This is a genomic window from Burkholderia sp. A2 (genome assembly GCF_001729305.1).
GTDB lineage: Bacteria > Pseudomonadota > Gammaproteobacteria > Burkholderiales > Burkholderiaceae > Burkholderia > Burkholderia sola.
Map to the genome: position 1 here is coordinate 251,616 of NZ_LZXX01000090.1, position 21,038 is coordinate 272,653.

Below are 21,038 nucleotides of genomic sequence, written 5' to 3' on the forward strand. Positions count from 1 at the left end.
CGTGCGCGCACGGGCGGATTTCACGCAGGATCAGTGCGGCTGCCCGTGCTGCGCGGCGGCTGCGTCGACGGCTTCCACCGAGCGCGTGAGCCACGGCCCGATGTCCATCTCCTCGTAGCGCACGAGCCGGCTCTTGCGCGCGCGGCGATACGTCCACCAGATCGCGACGAACAGCGGAATCCATACATAGATCGACAGCACTTCCATCCAGTCGATGCGCGCCGCGAAGAACGCCTGGTAATCCTGGCCGAGCGAAATCACGATGCAGACCGCGATCGCGAACACCGGCCCGAACGGAAACCATTTCGCGCGATACGGCAGTTGATCGAGCCGATAACCCTGCTTCAGGAATCCCTTGCGGAACCGGTAATGGCAGACCGCGATGCCGAGCCACGCGATGAAGCCGGTGATGCCGACCGTATTCAGCAGCCACAGATAGATGCGCTGGTTGTTGGTCAACGACGTGAGAAAACACAGCCCGCCGACCGCCATCGTCGCGTACAGCGCGTTGCGCGGCACGCCGCCCGGCGACAGCGTCGCGAATACGGCCGGCGCGCGCCCTTCCGATGCGAGGTTGTACAGCATCCGCGTCGCCGCGTAGGTGCCGGAATTGCCGGCCGACAGCACGGCCGTCAGGATCACCAGATTCATCGCGCCGGCCGCGAGCGGGAACCCTGCGTGGCTGAACACCAGCGTGAACGGGCTCACGCCGATGTCGGTCACGTCGCTCTTCAGCAGGTTCGGATCGGTGTACGGCACGAGCAGGCCGATCACGAAGATCGCGAGCACGTAGAACAGCATGATCCGCCAGAAGATCTGCTTCACCGCGCGCGGAATCGTCTTGCGCGGGTTTTCCGATTCGCCGGCCGTGATGCCGACCAGCTCGGTGCCGAGAAACGAGAAGCCCGCGATCAGTGCGACGCTGATCATCGCGTGCGCGCCGCCGACGAACGGCGCGTCGCCGGTCGTGAAGTTGCGCCAGCCGACGGGGTGCCCGGAGCCGGTATGACCGTTGCCCAGCACGCCGGCCGCGATCAGCAGCCCGGCCGCGATGAACGTGATCACGGTGACGACCTTGACCAGCGAGAACCAGTATTCCGATTCGCCGAAGCCGCGCACCGACAGCGTATTGAGCAGGAAGATCAGCACGAGGAAGCCCGCGCCCCACCACACGCCCGGCACCGACGGAAACCAGTAGCGCATCACGATCTGCGCGGCGACCAGCTCGATCGCGATCGTCACAGCCCAGCTGTACCAGTAGGTCCAGCCGAGCGCGACGCCGAAGCCTTCATCGACGTACTTCTCGCCGTAGATCGCGAACGAGCCCGATACCGGCATCAGCGCGGCCATCTCGCCAAGCCCGGTGACGACGAAGTAGACCATGATCCCGATCGCCAGATACGCGGCGATCGCCCCGCCCGGCCCGGCCTGCGCGACCGACGCGCCCGACGCGACGAACAGCCCCGTGCCGATCGACCCACCGATCGCGATCATCGCGATGTGGCGGCCCTGCAGACGGCGCTTCAGCGTCGTCCCGGACGGCGCGGCCGTCTGCGCTGCCGCTTGCATGGCATCCATAGTATTCACCCTGATTGTGAGCCGGCCAGCCCATTTGATTCGGGATGCAAATCGATTGACCCGGTCATTCGCATCGCAACCGGCCCCTGCCGGGCCAGTCGCATCACACGAGGCTGCGCTTGATCGCCTGCAGTTCGGCCGTCGTCACGATCTTCTCGATCCGGAACCGCGGGCTTTCGAGCCACGTGTTCGCGATCCGCCGGTACTCGTCGAGATCCTCGCACGCGAGCCGCACGAGAAAATCGAACGTGCCGCTCACCAGCCAGCAATCGATCACGGCCGGATTCGCGCGCATTTCCTCTTCGAACGGCGCTTGCGAGCGCCCGTGGTCGGCCAGCACGATCTGCGCGATCACGACGATCGGCTTGGTCGCGCGCGGCGCCTTGATCACCGCGCGGTACCCTTCGATCACGCCGAGCGCCTCGAGCCGCTCCACGCGCGCCTGGCACGGCCGCGGCGTAAGGTTCACGCGCTCCGACAGCTTCCGGTAGGAAATCCGCCCGTCGGTACGCAGGATGTCGAGGATCCGGAGATCGATCTTGTCGAGCTGCATCTTCTTGTCGGTCATCCGCGTTCGCTCCGGTCGGGTCGTGGCTCCGCACGGAACGTCTGCCGTTCCGCGCGCGGCCCACATTATCCGGCCGAAGCCGCCGCGCGCCAATCGGCTAGAACCGTAGCGACAGGCAAGTCAGGCCGCCGTCCATCTTGCGGAACTCGCTCGTGTCGATCACGTGCAGCGGCATGCCGAGCGACGCGATCGCGTCATGCACGCGCGGATAGCCTGCCGGCGTGATCAGCGTGCCGTTCACGCGCAGCGTGTTGCCCGCATATTCGTCGGCGGCCGGGATCGCGATCCGGCGATAGTCGGCGAACGCCGGGTGCGCGGCCAGCGCGTCGGTCACGAGCAGCGTGTCGTCGCCGAGCGCGTTGACGACCGATTTCAGGTGCAGGCCGGCGCCGACTGGCACCGCGACGACCGAATAGCCATGGCGCGACACCAGCGACTCGAACGCGGCGATGCCTTGCGCGTCGGTGCGGCTCGTCAGGCCGATGAAGAAACGCTTGCCGACCAGCATCACGTCGCCGCCGTCGAGGCGGCCCTGCTGCATCGGCAGCAGTTCGCGATGCACGCGCAGCGCCGCTTCGATGTGCGCGGTCTCGCCGCGCCGCGCGGGCGCGCCGGGGCGCGTGATCACCGCGAATTCCGGCGTGACGACCGCGACGTCCTCGACGAAATGCGAATCGGGAAACGCATCGAGCGGCGGCAGTTCGGTCAGTTCGACGCCGAGCATGCGCAACGCGTCGCAATACGCGTGGAACTGCGCGAGCGTCTTGTCGTAATCGGGTGCGCCGAGTTCGGCGGTGGTCAGGCCCGCGCCGCAGGACGGCGCGGGACGGCGAACGATCGCTTGCGTGAATTGCATCGACTCCTCCATGATCTGCGCCGCGTTTCGTGCGGCGCACGGGCCGGCGGCGTTGTGTCCGGACCATTATCGGAAGCCAATTTGCGCAATTCGCGTCGATTTCGGCGGCGCCGACAGCCGATTGCGTCGAATTGCGCGCACCATGCAGCGGATTCGGCAGACGGGCCGGCCGCCGTGTCGCGAACGGCCGCTTTTGCCGGCCGCACGCGCATTACGCGCCGGGCTCGAATCCCATCTGCGCACGGCCGAGCGCCGTGAGATCGCCCTCCGCGGCGCGGCCGTCGAAATCGACTTCGAAATGGTCGGCCGGGAAATCGGGCGGGCTGTCGCCACGCAGGAACGCGAGCCGCTGCCGCTGCAGGTACGCATCGTTCTTCGCGCAGCCGGGCGCGGCCGCGATGTACATCACGTTGCTGTCGCCGCTGCCGCGATGCGCATCCTCGACCGCATGCACGACGTCGCCGTGCCAGAACACCGCGTCGCCCGGTTCCATGTGCGGGATCGGCACCAGCGCGTCGAGCAGCAGCGCGTGCCATTCGGGGCGGATCGACAGCGCGCGGCCGGGACGCGCGCCGCACAGGTCGTCGTCGGCGACGTCGTCCTGCAGCGCGCGCAGCACGACATAGGCCATCGCGTTCGCGACCGGGATCAGTTGCAGCGTGCCGTCGCCAGGCCCCTGCGACGTCAGCGCGGTCCAGCCCTGGAACGTGCGGAACATCGAACACACGGCCGGCGACGGAATCTCCTCGACGTCGGGGCGGAACGCCGCATCGAACGGATCGTAATCGCGCCAGCGGCCGGCCAGCACGTGGCGATAAACCTGGCGGAAATTCGCGCCGAGCCAGCGCTCGACCGAGCCGCCGTCGACGTGCGGCGACAGCCCGAGCGACGTCGAGCCGGGCGGCCGGCGACGAATCCGGTCCGCGTAGGCCGGCACCTGGTCGGGATCGAAATGCGTGCGCGTACCGTCCGCATGCCGCCACAGACGGTTCAGGAACACCCGCGCCTGCGTGAGCGCCGGCGACTGGCGCGCGGCCACCTGCGGCTTCGACCAGTAGACGCCGTAGATCTGCGGCTTGCCCGACGCGAGATTGCCGAAATAGCGGTCTTCCGCGCGCGCGTGCAGCCGGTCGGTGAAACGGTTCGCCTCCAGATACGCGCCGATCTCGTCGTTCCAGTCGCATGCCTGCCGCGCGTCGAACACGCCGCGGATCACGACCGCGCCGTGCGTGCGGATCGCGGCAATCGCGAGCGGATCGACGGTCCCCGCCGCGACATCCGCGAACGGCACGACCGGAATCACGTCTTCGCCGTGCGCGTGCGCGCGGCGGATCGCGTCAACCTGTCGCGCGATGTCGCCTTCCGCTTCGCGGAACGTGGCCGCGTAGCCTGGCAGGTCGGCGCGCAGCGCCCGTTTCGCCGCGCGGATCGCGTCCGGCAGATCGTCAATCGTCAGATGCATCGTTTGTCTCCTCGCTGAATGCGTTTTGATGAGCACTCAGCGTATGGCCGCCCCGCCGTCGCCATCGCCATCGACACTATCCGGCCAACAATAGATACAATTCTGACAACCGCGCGTTACTCGGGACGATGACAGACCACGCACAGCTTGTTGCCGTCCGGGTCGCGAAAATACGCGCCGTAGTAGTCGCGGTGATAGTGCGGTCGCAGACCCGGCGGTCCCTCACAGGCGCCGCCGTGCTGAAGCGCGAGCGCATGGCAGCGATCGACGTGATCGCGGGTCGGCGCATCGAACGCGATCGTGTGGCCGTTCCCCGGTTCGGACGCGCGTCCGTCGAGCGGCTTGCCGAAGAAGAACAGCGGCCGGTCGGTGTCCGCGGGCATCCAGCCCGACCAGCCGTCCGGTTCGTGGAATTTGACGCGCAGCCCGAGTTCGGCGAACAGCGGCGCGTAGAAATCGTAGGCGCGCGCCGTATCGCCGACGCCCACGCAAACATGTGAAAACATGGCATCGCTCCGTGGTGACGATCGCTCACGATCATGCCACGACGCGCTGCCCGTCCCTACCGGAGGCCGCGATGAAACCGCAATACGAGCACGTGACGTTCGCGTCCGGCTGTTCGATCCGCGTGTATCACCGTCAGCTCGCGCGCATTCCGTTCGAGTGGCATCGCCATCCCGAGTACGAACTGACGCTGACGCTCAACAGCCGCGGCCAGCGCTTCATCGGCGATCACGTCGCGCGCTACGCGGATGACGATCTCGTGCTCGTGCCGCCGAACCTGCCGCATACGTGGTCGTCGAACGCGCGCATCGATCGCGACGCGCCCGAGGTCGCGCTCGTCGTCTGGTTCGACGGAGACTGGGTACGGCGGCTGGCCGACTGCTGCCCCGAATACGCACCGCTGCGCTCGCTGCTGCGGCGCGCGGCGCCCGGCCTGCGCTTCGACGTGGAGACGGCCCGCGCGATGCGCGCGCGGCTGCCGCGGTTGCTCGATCCATCGCCGCGCGTGCGGCTCGCGGCGACGCTCGATACGCTTGCCGACCTCGCGGAAGCCGGCGGCGAACCGCTCGCCACCGCGCAGGCGTACGACCGGCCCGACGGCGCCGCCTCGTCCGCCGACCCGGCCGCCCCCGAAGCCGAACGCCTCGACCGCGTGCTCGACGCGATCGACCGGCAGTTCCACGAACCGCTGCGCATCGACGCGCTCGCGGCCGTCGCACACCTGTCCGAACGCACGCTGCAGCGGCTCTTCGCGCGCCATCTCGGCGAAAGCGTCGGCCGCTACGTGCAACGGCTGCGGCTCGCGCACGCGTGCCGCCATCTCGTCGGCACCGAGTGGCCGATCGCGACGGTGGCCGCGCGCTGCGGCATTCCGAATGCCGCGAACTTCAACCGCCAGTTCCTCGCCGCACGCGGCATGACGCCCGGTGCGTACCGGCAGTTCTTCAAGCAGCACGGCCACGCCCCCGACGACGAAGCGCCCGCGCTCGACACACGGCCGCCGTCGCTGGAGCGCCGCGCCGGATCGCGTATCGCCTGATCGGCACCGCACGCCTGAACGGCCTCGATCCCGACGAGTGCGAGCCAAATGGCGCCCGCACCTTCGATTCGACTTCGCGCGCGATCAGCGCGCATCTGCTGCCAGAGGTTCTGCTCGCGCCGGCCCAGCTCATCGCGCATGCGGAAGAATGCCTTCACAGGCGCAATCTTTAGTTGCACTCCTCCCGGTCAATTACCGCTTCCGGATTGAAGCGTTCTCCGGTTCGCGTTTCATGCTTTTATTGCGCGTGAGTGAGGCTTCCGGGTCGGCGTACATCATTAATATCGGCGCTACACCTTGTGTTAACCGGAGAAACCACATGACGAGCAGCAACAACTTGTCTCGAGTTACGTACGGCAACAGCGCTTACACGACTGATTTTCATGAACCGTACCCAGCGCCCGGCTCGGGGGCAGGGTCGGGGACCGGGCCCGCCTCTCACACGCAGCCTCCTATCCATGGGATGCCTCCGGCATTCAACGGGCGTCCATCTTCCGCGCCAACGACGACTAATCCCGCGTTTGCCGGCACCTATGGCAGCGTAAGGCGACACGGTATCCTTTCTCAAGACCAGATGCGAGATCAGCACATTACATTTAATCAATCACACGACGGTCAAGTGGCGCGGAGCGATATCGATGTTACCCGGATACACGGTAGCCCGGATCCTCAACAGAGGGCGCGCGCCGCGCGCATGGCCGTGGAAAACCCTGCGCATGGGGCGCTGTCCGTCGCGCTCGAGCGCCATGGATACGGCCCGCTGCATACTGAAACACACGCGCCATCAACCGAAGAGGTGCTTCGCTCGTTGAGTCCCCAACAACGTCAAGAGTTTGAGGCAGCGAAGGAGTACGCGAAGGAGTCCGGTATGACGCCTGAGGACCTTCTCAAGATGATGGCGACGGATCAACGAACAACAAGTTTGTCGCCGCAGGGGCAATCGCAGGCCTACCATCGGATGCAGAGTACTTTTATGGTAACAGCGCACGCCAGTGCCCCAGCGGCCTACGCATCCCCGTACGAAGACACCCGTCGCAGTATTCCGCCGTCAGAGTTTCGTGGCGTTTACGTCCCGCAATCGCATGCGCACACCGCTCGTCAGGTTGATCGGGAATTAGCCGCGCGTCAGCCGGTATATCCGCCGGCCGTGGCCGTGCCGGATCAACCCGGAATGAACCCATATTATCAGGCGTCAAATGGTAGCCAGCATCAGGTCCATGGTGTTCAAGCTCCTGACTATTACAATGCCCTTAGAACCCAGCTCAGTTCCGAGGCCGACTATGACGCGCACATCGTAAAGACCGGCATTCGGCGCGAATGGTAAGAACGCCTTTAGCGAATCGGCAACGAACGTTGGGAGCGTAAAGCATGGCGTTGACATCCTCCCTGCCCGAAGGCAGCGGAGGATGTCAATTCCATTGCACCTCTGATGGGAATCAGATTGCCCGTGTCGCACGCTCATGAACAGACGGTGTGCATCGAGCGCTTACCTCGCACCAGCGTCGGCCGCACAAATGAAAACACCCCGGCGGGATGACCCGTCGGGGTGTCGTGGCGTGGCGATTGCCGGACGCGAGCGGCCTGACGGCCGTTCGCGCCGCGCACGGTTTAACGTGCGTTGAGCGGCTTCGCTTCGCGCGGCGTGTCGCCGATGAACAGCTGACGCGGACGGCCGATCTTCTGCTCCGGATCCGCAATCATTTCGTTCCACTGCGCGATCCAGCCGACCGTACGCGCCATTGCGAAGATACACGTGAACATCGACGTCGGGATGCCCAGCGCGCGCTGAACGATGCCCGAGTAGAAGTCGACGTTCGGGTACAGCTTGCGCGACACGAAGTATTCGTCTTCCAGCGCGATCTTCTCGAGCTGCATCGCGAGCTTGAACAGCGGGTCGTCGTGCAGGCCGAGTTCGTTCAGCACTTCGTAGCACGTTTCGCGCATCAGTTTCGCACGCGGGTCGTAGTTCTTGTACACGCGGTGACCGAAGCCCATCAGCTTCACGCCCGAATTCTTGTCCTTCACCTGCTTGATGAATTCGGGGATGTTGTCCGGCGAACCGATCTGCTCGAGCATGTTCAGCGCGGCTTCGTTCGCACCGCCGTGCGCCGGGCCCCACAGACACGCGATACCGGCGGCGATACACGCGAACGGGTTCGCGCCCGACGAGCCGGCCAGGCGGACCGTCGACGTCGATGCGTTCTGCTCGTGATCGGCGTGCAGGATCAGGATACGGTCGAGCGCGCGGACGAGCACGTCGTTGACCTTGTACTCTTCGCACGGGTTCGAGAACATCATGTGCATGAAGTTCGCGCTGTACGACAGTTCGTTCTTCGGATAGACGAACGGCTGGCCGATGCTGAACTTGTATGCCATCGCGACGAGCGTCGGCAGCTTCGCGATCATGCGGATCGCCGACACTTCGCGGTGACGCGGGTCGTTGATGTCGAGCGAGTCGTGATAGAACGCCGACAGCGCACCGACGGCCGCGACCAGCACCGCCATCGGGTGCGCGTCGCGACGGAAGCCGCGGAAGAAGAAGTGCATCTGCTCGTGCACCATCGTGTGCTTGGTGACGGTGTCGACGAACTCCTTCTTCTGCGCCGCGTTCGGCAGTTCGCCCTTCAGCAGCAGGTAGCAGCTTTCGAGGAAGTCGGCGTTTTGCGCGAGGTTGTCGATCGGGTAACCGCGGTACAGCAGCTCGCCCTTGTCGCCGTCGATGTACGTGATCGCCGAATTACAAGCTGCCGTCGACATGAAGCCCGGGTCGTACGTGAACTTGCCGGTCTGGCCGTACAGCTTGCGGATGTCGATTACGTCCGGGCCCATCGTGCCCTTGTAGATCGGCAGTTCGACGCTCGGCGAGTTGTCGCTGAACGATAGCGTGGCTTTAACATCAGACGGAGTCATGGCACATCCTCAATCGAAATAAAGAAACGGGATTCGATAACGGGCACAGCGTGTTACACCTTGGCGTTACACGTTGCGCAGCATCTCCAACAGCCGGTGAATCTCCGGGCTGTCTAGGTCGCCCTCTGGTTCCTTGCGCGCGAGGAGCAAGTCCATCAGGTCGTTGTCGCTCAGATCGAGCAGGCGCGACAACGCGCCTACGTCTGCATCGGTGAGGTCATGCTCGTATCGGCTGAAGAAACGCTCGAATACGATGTCGTTCTCCAGCAGACCCCGCCGCGCGCGCCAGCGAAGGCGCGCGCGGCGGTGCGGGTCGGATTGATGCGAATCGTCGCTCATCGAGCTTTATACCGCGCGGCGAACCATCAGTTCCTTGATCTTGCCGATCGCCTTCGTCGGGTTCAGGCCCTTCGGGCAAACGTCGACGCAGTTCATGATCGTGTGGCAACGGAACAGACGGTACGGGTCTTCCAGGTTGTCGAGACGCTCGCCGGTAGCCGTGTCGCGGCTGTCCGCGATGAAGCGGTAAGCCTGCAGCAGGCCGGCCGGGCCGACGAACTTGTCCGGGTTCCACCAGAAGCTCGGGCACGACGTCGAGCAGCTCGCGCACAGAATGCACTCGTACACGCCGTCGAGCTCGTCGCGCTCTTCCGGCGACTGGAGGCGTTCCTTCTCCGGCGGCGGCGCGTCGTTGATCAGGTACGGCTTGATCGAGTGGTACTGGTTGAAGAAGTGCGTCATGTCGACGATCAGGTCGCGCACGACGGGCAGGCCCGGCAGCGGACGCAGCACGATCTTCTGCGGCAGGTCGTTCAGGTTCGTCAGGCACGCGAGACCGTTCTTGCCGTTGATGTTCATCGCGTCCGAACCGCACACGCCTTCGCGGCACGAACGGCGGAACGACAGCGTCTCGTCCAGTGCCTTCAGCTTGACCAGCGCGTCGAGCAGCATGCGCTCATGCTGGATATCGAGCTCGTACGTCTGCATGCGCGGCGCTGCGTCCTTGTCCGGATCGTAGCGGTAGACTTCAAAAATGCGTTTTGCCATTTCGGATTCCTTTGACTCGGCTTAGAACGTGCGCGGCTTCGGCGGCACGGATTCGACCGTCAGCGGCTTCATTTGAACCGGCTTGTAGTCGAGGCGATCGCCTTCGCTGTACCACAGCGTGTGGCGCAGCCAGTTGTCGTCGTCGCGGTGTTCGTAGTCGCTGTGCGCGTGCGCGCCGCGGCTTTCCTTGCGCGCCTCCGCCGACACCATCGTCGCGCGGGCCACTTCGATCAGGTTCTCCAGCTCGAGCGCTTCGACGCGCGCGGTGTTGAACACCTTCGACTTGTCCTTCAGGTGGATGTTGTCGACGCGCGCCTTCAGGCCGGCCATCTGGTCGACGCCTTCCTTCAGCAGCGCCGACGTGCGGAACACGCCTGCGTGCTTCTGCATCGTCGCGCGGATGTCGTTCGCGACGTCCTGCGTGTACTCGCCCGAGCTCGACTTGTCGAGCTTGTTCAGGCGCGCCAGCGAGAACTCGCCCGCATCGGCCGGCAGCGGCTTGTGTTCCTTCTGGTTCTTCACGTGCTGAACGATGTGGTTGCCGGCCGCACGGCCGAACACCACGAGGTCCAGCAGCGAGTTCGTGCCGAGACGGTTCGCACCGTGCACCGACACGCACGAGCATTCGCCCACTGCGTAGAAACCGTTGATCGGTTCCTTGTGATCGCGCGACGTGCCGACGACCTGACCGTGGATGTTGGTCGGGATGCCGCCCATCTGGTAGTGGATCGTCGGGACGACCGGGATCGGTTCCTTGATCGCGTCGACGTTCGCGAACTTCAGCGCGATTTCGCGGATCGACGGCAGACGCTTCATGATCGTCTCGGCGCCGATGTGCGACAGGTCGAGCAGCACGTGATCCTTGTTCGGACCGACGCCGCGACCTTCCTTGATTTCCTGGTCCATCGAACGCGACACGAAATCGCGCGGCGCCAGATCCTTCAGCGTCGGCGCGTAGCGCTCCATGAAGCGCTCGCCGTTCGCGTTGCGCAGGATACCGCCTTCGCCGCGCACGCCTTCGGTGATCAGCACGCCCGCGCCGGCCACGCCGGTCGGGTGGAACTGCCAGAACTCCATGTCCTGCAGTGCGACGCCCGAGCGGGCCGCCATGCCGAGGCCGTCGCCGGTGTTGATGAACGCGTTCGTCGACGCCGCGAAGATCCGGCCAGCGCCGCCCGTCGCGAACAGCGTCGTCTTGCCTTCCATGATGTAGACGTCGCCCGTCTCCATCTCGAGGGCCGTCACGCCGAGCACGTCGCCGTCCGCGTCGCGGATCAGGTCGAGCGCCATCCATTCGACGAAGAACTGCGTCTTCGCCTCGACGTTCTGCTGGTACAGCGTGTGCAGCAGCGCGTGACCGGTACGGTCGGCGGCCGCGCAAGCGCGCTGGACCGGCTTCTCGCCGTAGTTCGCGGTGTGGCCGCCGAACGGGCGCTGGTAGATCGTGCCGTCCGCGTTGCGGTCGAACGGCATGCCGAAGTGCTCGAGTTCGTACACGACGTTCGGCGCTTCACGGCACATGAACTCGATCGCGTCCTGGTCGCCGAGCCAGTCGGAGCCCTTGATCGTGTCGTAGAAGTGGAAGTGCCAGTTGTCCTCGCTCATGTTGCCGAGCGACGCGCCGATACCGCCTTGCGCGGCCACCGTGTGCGAACGCGTCGGAAACACCTTCGACAGCACGCCGACCGACAGGCCCGCGCGCGACAGTTGCAGCGCTGCGCGCAAGCCGGAGCCGCCTGCGCCGACGATCACGACGTCAAACTTGCGGCGCGGGAGGGAAGTTTTGATTGCAGCCATTCTTTACACTCTCCAGAGAATCTGCGCGGCGTAGCCCGCACATGCGAGCAGCCAGACGATGGTCAGCGATTGCAGCAGCAGGCGCACACCGACGGGCTTCACGTAGTCCATCCAGATGTCGCGCACGCCGACCCATGCGTGGTAGAAGAGGGAGAGCAGCATCACGAAGGTCGCGAGCTTCATCCATTGCGCGGCGAAGATCGATGCCCAGCCTTCGTACGAAAAATCGTGCGCGCCGAAGAACAGGACGAGCAGAATGACCGTGTAGACCGCCATGATCGTGGCGGTGACGCGCTGCGCGAGCCAGTCGCGCAGGCCGTAGTGAGCGCCGACGACGAGGCGCTTCGAGCCGATTCGGTTGTTGGCTGCCATTTTCTTAGAATGCTCCGAACAGTTTGAGTGCCATGGCGATCGTCAGCGCGATCGAGACGACAAAGACGACGACGGCCGTCCGCTTGCCGCCTTCCTTCGAGACGGCGTCGTGGTTGACGTCCATCAGCAGGTGGCGAATGCCGGCGCAGAAATGGTGAAAGAAGGCCCACGACAACGCGAGGACGATCAGCTTGACGACGATGTTGGAGAGGAAAGCCTTGAAGACTTCGAAGCTGAGCTCGGAGGTGAGGCTCTGGTCGAAGAGGAACAGCAGGAACGGCAGGAACAGGAACAGCAGCGCGCCGCTGACTCGGTGGAGAATCGACAATATCGCCGCCAAGGGCATGCGATATTTCAACGTGATGTCGCCGATTCCGATGTTCCGGTATTCCGGCCTCGGCTTTCTTACTGCGTCAGTCATGCTAGACCCCTACTATGTTGTCACACTAATCCGCGATTTTAGCGCCTTTTTATATCGCGCTGCAGCGAAAGTCTGCTCTGGATAATTGCGCGAACACGAACAAAGGCGGCCCGAAACGTGCTTCGCGAGCGTGGGAAACGCGAATGCACGCGGCTGAGCCGAACGTCGTCAGCTCAAGTCATTCTGATAGTAGTACCCGGTTGTGACATACCAGCCGCGACGCACTTCCACCGGCCGGTCCCCATATGTATAGGACACGCGCTCGACCGACAGCAGCGGGAAGCCCGCCGGCACGTGCAGCAGGTCGGCCACCGCCGGATCCGCCGCGACCGCGCGGATCTTCTCCGTCGCGCGGATCATCCGCGTCCCGAACTCCGTCTCGAACATCGCGTAGAGCGGCCCCTTGTACTCGCTCAGCCGCTCGAACGTCAGCCCGCGGAACATCGCGCCCGGCAGCCAGATCTCGTCGAGCACCGTCACCTCGCTGTCGAATTCCAGCAGGCGGCGCACCTGCACGACGGGATCGGCCGGCTTCAGGTCGAGCTGCCGCGCGATCTCGGCCGGCGCGCGCAGGCGCCGGCATTCGAGCAGCCGGCTCACGTGCGGGTGCTCGGCGCCGTCGTCGGCCAGCAGGCGCAGAAAGCGGAATTGCGCGCGATCTTCGTTGTGCGTTGCAACAAAAGTGCCCTTGCCCTGCCGCCGCACCACGAGGTTTTCGGCGGCCAGCTCGTCGATCGCCTTGCGCACGGTGCCCTGGCTGACCTTGTAACGGGCCGCGAGCTCCACTTCGCTGGGGATGATCTCGCCGGGCTTCCATTCGCCGGATTCGAGACTTTGCGTGATCAACGACTTGATCTGCTGGTATAACGGGCTGAACGTCGGCGACGCGGAGGCCGCGGGCGAGGCTGCGGGATCGCCCGCGCCCGGCTGCCCTGGGCCGCCTGCGCCGGTCTGATTCGCGGTGTTCGCCTGGTTCGATGTCATGGCGCGCATTTCATCACAAACCGCACTTTTTCGTCCACTCAATTTCCGCAAAACATCTGTCTTATATAAGACATATGATACCGTTTGACTTTGCGCGTGACGGCTCCTACACTCCCGGTCGAGCAAGGGTTCGCGGGTGCAACAGCGCGTCCCCGGCTACGTGCCACGGCCGTCTCCAGGTTCACCGCGTCTGCCATCGCGAGTCCTCCGCCCTGCTTCAATGCAACGCTACGCACAACGCGCATAGAATGGCGTTTTCGCTCGCGTCCAACGCTTCACCCGTCCTGGAGATTTTCAATGGCTAAGCCCGCAAAGCGCGTTGCCGTCACCGGCGCCGCAGGTCAAATCGCTTACTCCCTGCTGTTCCGCATCGCGAACGGCGACCTGCTCGGCAAGGACCAGCCGGTCATCCTGCAACTGCTCGACCTCCCGCAAGCCCAAGGCGCCGTCAAGGGCGTCGTGATGGAACTCGACGATTGCGCGTTCCCGCTGCTCGCAGGCGTCGTGATCACCGACGATCCGAAGGTTGCATTCAAGGATGCAGACGTCGCGCTGCTGGTCGGTGCGCGTCCGCGCTCGAAGGGCATGGAGCGCAAGGACCTGCTGTCGGCGAACGCCGAAATCTTCACGGTTCAGGGCGCCGCGCTGAACGAAGTCGCGAGCCGCGACGTGAAGGTGCTGGTCGTCGGCAACCCGGCGAACACGAACGCGTACATCGCGATGAAGTCGGCGCCGGATCTGCCGAAGAAGAACTTCACGGCCATGCTGCGCCTCGACCACAATCGCGCGCTGTCGCAGCTCGCCGCCAAGTCGGGCAAGCCGGTCGCGTCGATCGAGAAGCTCGCCGTGTGGGGCAACCACTCGCCGACGATGTACCCGGACTTCCGCTTCGCGACCGCCGAAGGCGAATCGCTGCTGAAGCTGATCAACGACGACGTGTGGAACCGCGACACGTTCATCCCGACCGTCGGCAAGCGCGGCGCGGCGATCATCGAAGCGCGCGGCCTGTCGTCGGCCGCATCGGCAGCCAACGCGGCGATCGACCACGTGCGTGACTGGGTGCTCGGCACGAACGGCAAGTGGGTCACGATGGGCATCCCGTCGGACGGCTCGTACGGCATCCCCGAAGACATCATCTACGGCGTGCCGGTCACCTGCGAAAACGGTGAATACAAGCGCGTCGAAGGCCTGGAAATCGACGCGTTCTCGCGCGAGAAGATGGACGGCACGCTGGCCGAGCTGCTCGAAGAGCGCGACGGCGTCGCCCACCTGCTGAAGAACTAAGCATCACGCATCGAGCCGGGCAGCCTTCGGGCGCCGGCTTCGGCAGGGCCGGCATGCTGCCGGCCCTGCCGACCGATCCGATTCGCGCACGTTTTGCCGCCGCGCACCGGCCCAGAGCCTGCCCGAATCCGATTTCCGCCACGTTGACCCGCTTCCCTGACGTAGAAGAAATGGCCGCGCTCACTCCTGCACAAGTGCTGTACGACGGGGCGTCCCCGCCCGCGATCCTGCCCTGCTGCGATCACTACGCGGGCAGCGAGAAGCTGATGCGCAAGTCGCTCGCGCTGCAGGCCGAGCTGGGTCCCGTGTTCGACCTCACGCTCGACTGCGAGGACGGCGCGGCCGTCGGCCAGGAAGCCGCGCACGCGGCGCTCGTCGCCGACCTGCTCGGCAGCGCCGAGAACCGCTTCGGCCGCGTCGGCGTCCGCATCCACGACTTTTCCCACCCGCACTGGCGCGACGACGTGCGCATCGTGCTGCGTGCATCGCGCGCCCCCGCCTACATCACGCTGCCGAAGATCGCGAGCGCCGCCGACGCGGCCGAAATGACCGCGTTCATCGAAGGCACGCGCCGCGAGCTCGGCATCGCGCAGCCGATCCCGGTCGACGTGCTGATCGAGACGCACGGCGCGCTCGCGCAGGCGGCCGCCCTCGCCGCGCTGCCGACGGTCGGCACGCTGAGCTTCGGGCTGATGGATTTCGTCTCCGCGCACCACGGCGCGATTCCCGATTCCGCGATGCGCTCGCCCGGCCAGTTCGATCACCCGCTCGTGCGCCGCGCGAAGCTCGAAATCGCCGCCGCCTGTCACGCGCACGGCAAGACGCCGTCGCACAACGTGACCACGGAAGTACGCGACATGGCCGTCGTCGCCGGCGACGCCCGCCGCGCGCGCGACGAATTCGCGTTCACGCGGATGTGGAGCATCCACCCGGCGCAGATCCGCCCGATCGTCGACGCGTTCGCGCCGCGCATCGACGAAGTCACGCTGGCCGCCGAGATCCTGCTGGCCGCGCAGGCCGCCGACTGGGGCCCGACGCGCCACGGTGATACGCTGCACGATCGCGCGAGTTATCGTTATTACTGGTCGGTGCTGCGCCGTGCGCGGGCCACCGGCCAGCCCGTACCGGACGAGGCCGCACCGCTGTTCGACCGGGCCGCCGCGGGCGTCGCGCCGTAAGCACGCGCCGCCCGTCGATACACGCGGTCCATGCATTCGACGTTTCGCAAACCGGACAGACGTTTGCGAAACGACAAAAAACGTAACGGAGCCCGAAAACCTGATATATGCGCGGCCAAATAGGTGAAAATAGCGGCCGCTGCGCGCTTTCGGGGCGCGTGCAGTTTCAAACCGGCCGGCAGTTTCGATTGCCGGCCCTTGTCAACTGATTATCGAAAGGTTCTGACTCCATGAAGAAACTCCTGATCGCTACCGCCATCGGCGCCTTGTCCGCCACGATGCTGGTGTCGGCTCCGAGCGCGTTTGCCCAGGGTACGGCCACCACGACCGCGAAGAAGGCCACGGCCAAGCGCCCGGCGCCGGCCAAGCGCATCATCCCGCGCAGCAAGAAGGCGCAGGCACGCGCGGCCGCCAAGGTCGATCCGGTACCGGACGGCGCGGTCAAGTGGTCCTGTAAGGAAGGTCTGTCGTTCGACCTCGCCGGCGACATGAAGCGCGACCAGGTCGTCACGGTTCACTGGGCGAAGAAGAACTACAAGCTGCCGCGTCAAGCCACGACGACGGGCGCCGACACGTTCTACGATCCGGCCGCAGGCTTCAAGCTGGTCGTGATCCCGACCAAGGCGATGCTGTTCTCCGACGCCAACGGCGGCGAGCGCCTCGCGGACGAATGCGTGACGCCGGAAATGGCGCAAGGCACGGCAGCACCGACGCAGTCGAACGAGCTGAAGCCGGCAACGAACTAAGCGCGTTCCCCCCGGCCCCTCGATGTCCGCCCCGGTCTCCAACGTCCGCCCCGCGCCGGATTCGGTACTCGTCGACATCGTCGACTACGTGCTGAACACCGGCATCGACAGCGCGCTCGCGCTGGAGACGGCGCGTCATTGCCTGATCGACACGCTCGGATGCGGACTCGAGGCGCTGTCCTACCCTGCCTGCACCAAGCTGCTCGGCCCCGTCGTGCCCGGCACGATCGTGCCGAACGGCGCGAAGGTGCCCGGCACGTCCTTCCAGCTCGATCCCGTCCAGGCCGCTTTCGACATCGGCGCGATGATCCGCTGGCTGGACTTCAACGACACCTGGCTCGCCGCCGAATGGGGTCATCCGTCCGACAACCTCGGCGGAATCCTGGCGACAGCCGACTGGCTCTCCCGCACGGCCCGCGCGGCCGACCGCAAGCCGCTCGCGATGCGCGACGTGCTGGTCGGGATGATCCAGGCCCACGAGATCCAGGGCTGCCTCGCCCTCGAGAATGCGTTCAACGCGGTCGGGCTCGACCACGTGCTGCTCGTGAAGGTCGCGTCGACGGCCGTCGTCGGGCGCCTGCTCGGGCTCACGCGCGACGAGCTGATCAACGCGGTGTCCAACGCGTTCGTCGACGGCCACGCGCTGCGGACCTACCGCCATGCGCCGAACACCGGTTCGCGCAAATCCTGGGCGGCCGGCGACGCGACGTCCCGCGCGGTGCGCCTCGCGCTGATCGCGAAGACGGGTGAAATGGGCTATCCGTCGGCGCTCACCGCCAGGACCTGGGGCTTCTACGACGTGCTGTTCGACGGCAAGCCGTTCCGCTTCCAGCGCCCGTACGGCACGTACGTGATGGAAAACGTGCTGTTCAAGATCGCGTTCCCCGCCGAATTCCATGCGCAGACGGCCGCCGAGGCCGCGCTGCAACTGCACGCGCAGCTCGCCGCGGCGGGCCGCACGACCGACGACGTCGGCCGGATCACGATCCGCACGCACGCGGCCGCGCTCCGCATCATCGACAAGCAGGGCCCGCTCGCCAATCCGGCCGACCGCGACCACTGCATCCAGTACATGGTCGCCGTGCCGCTGCTGTTCGGCCGGCTGACCGCGGCCGACTACGAAGACGCGGCCGCCGCGGACCCGCGCATCGACGCGCTGCGCGCGAAAACCGTGTGCGTCGAGGATCCGCAGTTCACGAAGGATTACCACGATCCGGACAAGCGATCGATCGCGAATGCGCTGACGATCGAGTTCAAGGACGGATCGAAGCTTGCCGAAGTGGCGGTCGAGTATCCGCTCGGCCATCGGCGGCGCCGGGCCGAAGGCGTCCCGCTCCTGGTCGAGAAGTTCAGGACCAACCTCGCCCGCCGCTTCCCGGCCAAGCAGCAACAAGCGATTCTCGACGTGTCGCTGGACCAGGCAAAGCTCGAAGCGATGCCGGTCGATGAGTACGTCGACTTGTATGTGATATAGCCGTCAGATACAGGACACGTAGTTTCCTAGCCTTAAACCCAGGAAAATCACCATGGCCCACAATCTCCACAAGACCCTCAAGGAATTCGACAGCGGTTCCGGCAAAGGCAAGTTCTACTCGCTGCCGCAGCTCGGCAAGGAACTGAAGACGAAGATCGAACGCCTGCCGGTGTCGATCCGCATCGTGCTCGAGTCCGTGCTGCGCAACTACGACGGCAAGAAGATCACCGAGGAGCACATCGAGCAGCTCGCGAACTGGAAGCCGACCGCGAAGCGCGTCGACGAGATCCCGTTCGTCGTGTCGCGCGTCGTGCTGCAGGATTTCACGGGCGTGCCGCTGCTCGCCGACATCGCGGCCATGCGCGGCGTCGCGGAGCGCACGGGCAAGAACCCGAAGAAGATCGAACCGCTGGTCCCGGTCGATCTCGTCGTCGACCACTCGGTCCAGATCGACTACTTCCGCCAGAAGGACGCGCTCGACCTGAACATGAAGCTGGAATTCCAGCGCAACAACGAGCGCTACCAGTTCATGAAGTGGGGCATGCAGGCGTTCGACACGTTCAAGGTCGTGCCGCCGGGCGTGGGCATCGTCCACCAGGTGAACCTCGAGTATCTGGCGCGCGGCGTCCACAAGAAGACCGACGGCGCCGACACCGTGTACTACCCGGACACCCTCGTGGGTACGGACAGCCACACGACGATGATCAACGGCATCGGCGTGGTCGGCTGGGGCGTGGGCGGCATCGAGGCCGAAGCCGGCATGCTCGGCCAGCCGGTGTACTTCCTGACGCCGGACGTCGTCGGCGTCGAGCTGAAAGGCAAGCTGCGCGAAGGCGTGACGGCCACCGACCTGGTGCTGACGATCACCGAAATGCTGCGCAAGGAGAAGGTCGTCGGCAAGTTCGTCGAATTCTTCGGCGAAGGCACGCGCTCGCTGTCGCTGCCGGACCGCGCGACGATCGGCAACATGGCGCCGGAATACGGCGCGACGATGGGCTTCTTCCCGGTCGACGAAAAGACGATCGACTACTTCGAAGGCACGGGCCGCACGAAGGCCGAAATCGCCGCGTTCGAAAACTACTTCAAGGCGCAGAACCTGTTCGGCATCCCGAAGGCAGGCGACATCGACTACACGAAGGTCGTGACGCTGGATCTGACGACGGTCGCGCCGTCGCTGGCCGGCCCGAAGCGCCCGCAGGACCGGATCGAGATCGGCAACGTCAAGTCGACGTTCACCGACCTGTTCTCGAAGCCGGTCGCGGAAAACGGCTTCGCGAAGAAGGCGGACGACCTGAACGTGCAATACACGACGAGCAACGGCGTCGACGTGAAGAACGGCGACATCCTGATCGCCGCGATCACGTCGTGCACGAACACGTCGAACCCGAGCGTGCTGCTGGCCGCCGGCCTGCTCGCGAAGAAGGCGGTCGAGGCCGGCCTCACGGTCGATCCGAAGATCAAGACCTCGCTCGCGCCGGGATCGCGCATCGTCACCGAGTACCTGACGAAGACGGGCCTGCTGCCCTACCTGTCGAAGCTCGGCTTCGAAGTCGCGGCGTACGGCTGCACGACCTGTATCGGCAACGCGGGCGACCTGACGCCGGAGCTGAACGAAGCGATCACGAAGAACGACATCGTCGCGGCGGCCGTGCTGTCGGGCAACCGTAACTTCGAAGCGCGTATCCACCCGAACATCCGCGCGAACTTCCTCGCGTCGCCGCCGCTCGTCGTCGCGTACGCGATCGCCGGCAACATCACGCGCGACCTGATGACCGAGCCGGTCGGCAAGGGCAAGGGCGGCCGCGACATCTACCTCGGCGACATCTGGCCGACCAGCGAAGAGATCCACGCGCTGCTCAAGTTCGCGCTCGATCCGAAGAAGTTCGAGGACAACTACTCGAAGCTGACCAAGAAGGGCGACCTCTGGAGCAAGATCGAAGGTGAGACGGGCGAGGTCTACGACTGGCCGAAGTCGACGTACATCGCCGAGCCGCCGTTCTTCGGCAACGACTTCTCGATGGAACCGGCCGCGTCGATCCCGACGGTCAAGGGCGCGCGCGCACTGGGCATCTTCGGCGATTCGGTCACGACCGACCACATCAGCCCGGCAGGCTCGATCAAGGAAGACTCGCCGGCAGGCAAGTGGCTGAAGGAAAACGGCGTGCAGAAGGCCGACTTCAACAGCTACGGCTCGCGCCGCGGCAACCACGACGTGATGATGCGCGGCACGTTCGCGAACGTCCGGATCAAGAACCTGATGATCCCGGCGAAGGCGGACGGCACGCGCGTCGAAGGCGGCCTGACGATCCACCAGCCGAGCGGCGAACAGCAGTCGATCTACGATGCAGCGATGCAGTACGTGGCCGCCGGCACGCCGACCGTCGTGTTCGCGGGCGAAGAATACGGCACGGGCTCGTCGCGCGACTGGGCCGCGAAGGGCACGCAGCTGCTCGGCGTGAAGGCCGTGATCGCACGCAGCTTCGAGCGGATCCACCGCTCGAACCTGGTCGGCATGGGCGTGCTGCCGCTGCAGTTCAAGGGCTCGGACAGCGTGCAGTCGCTCGGCATCACCGGTGAAGAGACGTACGACATCGAAGGCCTCGGCGACGACTTCAAGCCGCAGCAGGACGTCACGCTCGTGATTCACCGCAAGAACGGCGAAACGCAGCGCGTGCCGGTGCTGCTGCGCATCGATACGCCGATCGAAGTCGACTACTACAAGCACGGCGGGATCCTGCCGTTCGTGCTGCGCTCGCTGCTCGCAGCGTAAGCGCGCGGCTTTTGCAGGTGCCGCAGCCGCCTCGCGGGCGGTTGCGGC

At 65.3% G+C, this 21,038-nt stretch carries 19 protein-coding genes; 7 read left to right on the forward strand and 12 right to left on the reverse strand.

Annotated features, from left to right (window positions below; translation table 11 throughout):
* Nucleotides 1–30: 30 nt before the first annotated feature.
* From A9Z05_RS13170 to A9Z05_RS13190, 5 genes are all read right to left on the reverse strand, one after another.
* Complete coding sequence (locus A9Z05_RS13170) at nt 31–1,578, reverse strand: amino acid permease (protein WP_069618465.1); 1,548 nt, start codon at nt 1,576–1,578, stop codon at nt 31–33.
* Nucleotides 1,579–1,681: 103 nt separating this feature from the next.
* Entirely contained in the window at nt 1,682–2,146 is a 465-nt protein-coding gene (locus tag A9Z05_RS13175; RefSeq protein WP_069618466.1) for an Lrp/AsnC family transcriptional regulator, read from the reverse strand.
* Nucleotides 2,147–2,243: 97 nt separating this feature from the next.
* Nucleotides 2,244–3,002, reverse strand: coding sequence for a dimethylarginine dimethylaminohydrolase family protein (locus A9Z05_RS13180; RefSeq protein ID WP_069618663.1), 759 nt, complete (start codon nt 3,000–3,002; stop codon nt 2,244–2,246).
* A 211-nt stretch (nt 3,003–3,213) separates the two neighbouring features.
* On the reverse strand, nt 3,214–4,464 hold the full coding sequence (locus A9Z05_RS13185) for a DUF1479 domain-containing protein (RefSeq protein ID WP_069618467.1): 1,251 nt from the start codon (nt 4,462–4,464) through the stop codon (nt 3,214–3,216).
* A 116-nt stretch (nt 4,465–4,580) separates the two neighbouring features.
* The gene (locus A9Z05_RS13190) at nt 4,581–4,970 is read right to left on the reverse strand and encodes a VOC family protein (RefSeq protein WP_069618468.1); all 390 of its coding nucleotides are present in this window, start codon (nt 4,968–4,970) and stop codon (nt 4,581–4,583) included.
* Nucleotides 4,971–5,041: 71 nt separating this feature from the next.
* Here A9Z05_RS13190 and A9Z05_RS13195 point away from each other — a divergent pair, with 71 nt between their 5' ends.
* Together A9Z05_RS13195 and A9Z05_RS36145 are read left to right on the forward strand one after the other, a co-directional pair.
* The gene (locus A9Z05_RS13195) at nt 5,042–6,007 is read left to right on the forward strand and encodes an AraC family transcriptional regulator (protein ID WP_069618469.1); all 966 of its coding nucleotides are present in this window, start codon (nt 5,042–5,044) and stop codon (nt 6,005–6,007) included.
* A gap of 574 nt (nt 6,008–6,581) precedes the next feature.
* Nucleotides 6,582–7,331, forward strand: coding sequence for a hypothetical protein (locus tag A9Z05_RS36145; protein ID WP_141723412.1), 750 nt, complete (start codon nt 6,582–6,584; stop codon nt 7,329–7,331).
* A gap of 284 nt (nt 7,332–7,615) precedes the next feature.
* On the opposite strand, the gene gltA is transcribed toward A9Z05_RS36145, so the two are convergent.
* From gltA to A9Z05_RS13235, 7 genes are all read right to left on the reverse strand, one after another.
* Complete coding sequence (gene gltA / locus A9Z05_RS13205; RefSeq protein WP_027782607.1) at nt 7,616–8,917, reverse strand: citrate synthase; 1,302 nt, start codon at nt 8,915–8,917, stop codon at nt 7,616–7,618.
* A gap of 66 nt (nt 8,918–8,983) precedes the next feature.
* Nucleotides 8,984–9,256, reverse strand: a complete 273-nt coding sequence (locus A9Z05_RS13210; protein ID WP_050011290.1) for a succinate dehydrogenase assembly factor 2 — start codon at nt 9,254–9,256, stop codon at nt 8,984–8,986.
* Between the two features lie 6 nt (nt 9,257–9,262).
* Nucleotides 9,263–9,964 (reverse strand): succinate dehydrogenase iron-sulfur subunit, encoded by a 702-nt coding sequence (locus A9Z05_RS13215; RefSeq protein ID WP_059237255.1) that lies wholly within the window; start codon nt 9,962–9,964, stop codon nt 9,263–9,265.
* Between the two features lie 21 nt (nt 9,965–9,985).
* Complete coding sequence (gene sdhA / locus A9Z05_RS13220) at nt 9,986–11,761, reverse strand: succinate dehydrogenase flavoprotein subunit (protein ID WP_069618471.1); 1,776 nt, start codon at nt 11,759–11,761, stop codon at nt 9,986–9,988.
* Between the two features lie 3 nt (nt 11,762–11,764).
* The gene (gene sdhD / locus A9Z05_RS13225; RefSeq protein ID WP_006487767.1) at nt 11,765–12,133 is read right to left on the reverse strand and encodes a succinate dehydrogenase, hydrophobic membrane anchor protein; all 369 of its coding nucleotides are present in this window, start codon (nt 12,131–12,133) and stop codon (nt 11,765–11,767) included.
* A gap of 4 nt (nt 12,134–12,137) precedes the next feature.
* Nucleotides 12,138–12,554 carry a succinate dehydrogenase, cytochrome b556 subunit gene (sdhC, locus tag A9Z05_RS13230; RefSeq protein WP_059582807.1) on the reverse strand — a complete coding sequence of 139 codons (417 nt, stop codon included), beginning with the start codon at nt 12,552–12,554 and terminating at the stop codon, nt 12,138–12,140.
* A gap of 168 nt (nt 12,555–12,722) precedes the next feature.
* On the reverse strand, nt 12,723–13,547 hold the full coding sequence (locus tag A9Z05_RS13235; protein WP_006479356.1) for a GntR family transcriptional regulator: 825 nt from the start codon (nt 13,545–13,547) through the stop codon (nt 12,723–12,725).
* Nucleotides 13,548–13,835: 288 nt separating this feature from the next.
* Here A9Z05_RS13235 and A9Z05_RS13240 point away from each other — a divergent pair, with 288 nt between their 5' ends.
* The 5 genes from A9Z05_RS13240 (at nt 13,836) to acnA (ending at nt 20,990) form a co-directional block, all read left to right on the forward strand.
* Complete coding sequence (locus A9Z05_RS13240) at nt 13,836–14,822, forward strand: malate dehydrogenase (RefSeq protein ID WP_006479357.1); 987 nt, start codon at nt 13,836–13,838, stop codon at nt 14,820–14,822.
* 170 nt (nt 14,823–14,992) lie between these two features.
* Nucleotides 14,993–16,000 carry a CoA ester lyase gene (locus tag A9Z05_RS13245; RefSeq protein ID WP_069618472.1) on the forward strand — a complete coding sequence of 336 codons (1,008 nt, stop codon included), beginning with the start codon at nt 14,993–14,995 and terminating at the stop codon, nt 15,998–16,000.
* Between the two features lie 230 nt (nt 16,001–16,230).
* Nucleotides 16,231–16,746 carry a hypothetical protein gene (locus A9Z05_RS13250; RefSeq protein ID WP_050011294.1) on the forward strand — a complete coding sequence of 172 codons (516 nt, stop codon included), beginning with the start codon at nt 16,231–16,233 and terminating at the stop codon, nt 16,744–16,746.
* Nucleotides 16,747–16,768: 22 nt separating this feature from the next.
* Entirely contained in the window at nt 16,769–18,220 is a 1,452-nt protein-coding gene (locus tag A9Z05_RS13255; protein ID WP_069618473.1) for a bifunctional 2-methylcitrate dehydratase/aconitate hydratase, read from the forward strand.
* A 52-nt stretch (nt 18,221–18,272) separates the two neighbouring features.
* A complete protein-coding gene (gene acnA, locus A9Z05_RS13260; RefSeq protein ID WP_069618474.1) occupies nt 18,273–20,990 on the forward strand; it encodes an aconitate hydratase AcnA in 2,718 nt (905 codons plus the stop codon).
* Nucleotides 20,991–21,038 lie beyond the last annotated feature (48 nt).

Coding starts and splice junctions, on each gene's coding strand:
- A9Z05_RS13210 (WP_050011290.1), bottom strand. CDS start 9,256: ATGAGCGACGATTCGCATCAATCCGACCCGCACCGCCGCGCGCGCCTT.
- A9Z05_RS13185 (WP_069618467.1), bottom strand. CDS start 4,464: ATGCATCTGACGATTGACGATCTGCCGGACGCGATCCGCGCGGCGAAA.
- A9Z05_RS13170 (WP_069618465.1), bottom strand. CDS start 1,578: ATGGATGCCATGCAAGCGGCAGCGCAGACGGCCGCGCCGTCCGGGACG.
- A9Z05_RS13245 (WP_069618472.1), top strand. CDS start 14,993: ATGGCCGCGCTCACTCCTGCACAAGTGCTGTACGACGGGGCGTCCCCG.
- A9Z05_RS13250 (WP_050011294.1), top strand. CDS start 16,231: ATGAAGAAACTCCTGATCGCTACCGCCATCGGCGCCTTGTCCGCCACG.
- gltA (WP_027782607.1), bottom strand. CDS start 8,917: ATGACTCCGTCTGATGTTAAAGCCACGCTATCGTTCAGCGACAACTCG.
- A9Z05_RS13235 (WP_006479356.1), bottom strand. CDS start 13,547: ATGCGCGCCATGACATCGAACCAGGCGAACACCGCGAATCAGACCGGC.
- A9Z05_RS13175 (WP_069618466.1), bottom strand. CDS start 2,146: ATGACCGACAAGAAGATGCAGCTCGACAAGATCGATCTCCGGATCCTC.
- A9Z05_RS13190 (WP_069618468.1), bottom strand. CDS start 4,970: ATGTTTTCACATGTTTGCGTGGGCGTCGGCGATACGGCGCGCGCCTAC.
- A9Z05_RS13255 (WP_069618473.1), top strand. CDS start 16,769: ATGTCCGCCCCGGTCTCCAACGTCCGCCCCGCGCCGGATTCGGTACTC.
- sdhD (WP_006487767.1), bottom strand. CDS start 12,133: ATGGCAGCCAACAACCGAATCGGCTCGAAGCGCCTCGTCGTCGGCGCT.
- A9Z05_RS13240 (WP_006479357.1), top strand. CDS start 13,836: ATGGCTAAGCCCGCAAAGCGCGTTGCCGTCACCGGCGCCGCAGGTCAA.
- sdhC (WP_059582807.1), bottom strand. CDS start 12,554: ATGACTGACGCAGTAAGAAAGCCGAGGCCGGAATACCGGAACATCGGA.
- A9Z05_RS13195 (WP_069618469.1), top strand. CDS start 5,042: ATGAAACCGCAATACGAGCACGTGACGTTCGCGTCCGGCTGTTCGATC.
- sdhA (WP_069618471.1), bottom strand. CDS start 11,761: ATGGCTGCAATCAAAACTTCCCTCCCGCGCCGCAAGTTTGACGTCGTG.
- A9Z05_RS13180 (WP_069618663.1), bottom strand. CDS start 3,002: ATGCAATTCACGCAAGCGATCGTTCGCCGTCCCGCGCCGTCCTGCGGC.
- A9Z05_RS36145 (WP_141723412.1), top strand. CDS start 6,582: ATGCGAGATCAGCACATTACATTTAATCAATCACACGACGGTCAAGTG.
- acnA (WP_069618474.1), top strand. CDS start 18,273: ATGGCCCACAATCTCCACAAGACCCTCAAGGAATTCGACAGCGGTTCC.
- A9Z05_RS13215 (WP_059237255.1), bottom strand. CDS start 9,964: ATGGCAAAACGCATTTTTGAAGTCTACCGCTACGATCCGGACAAGGAC.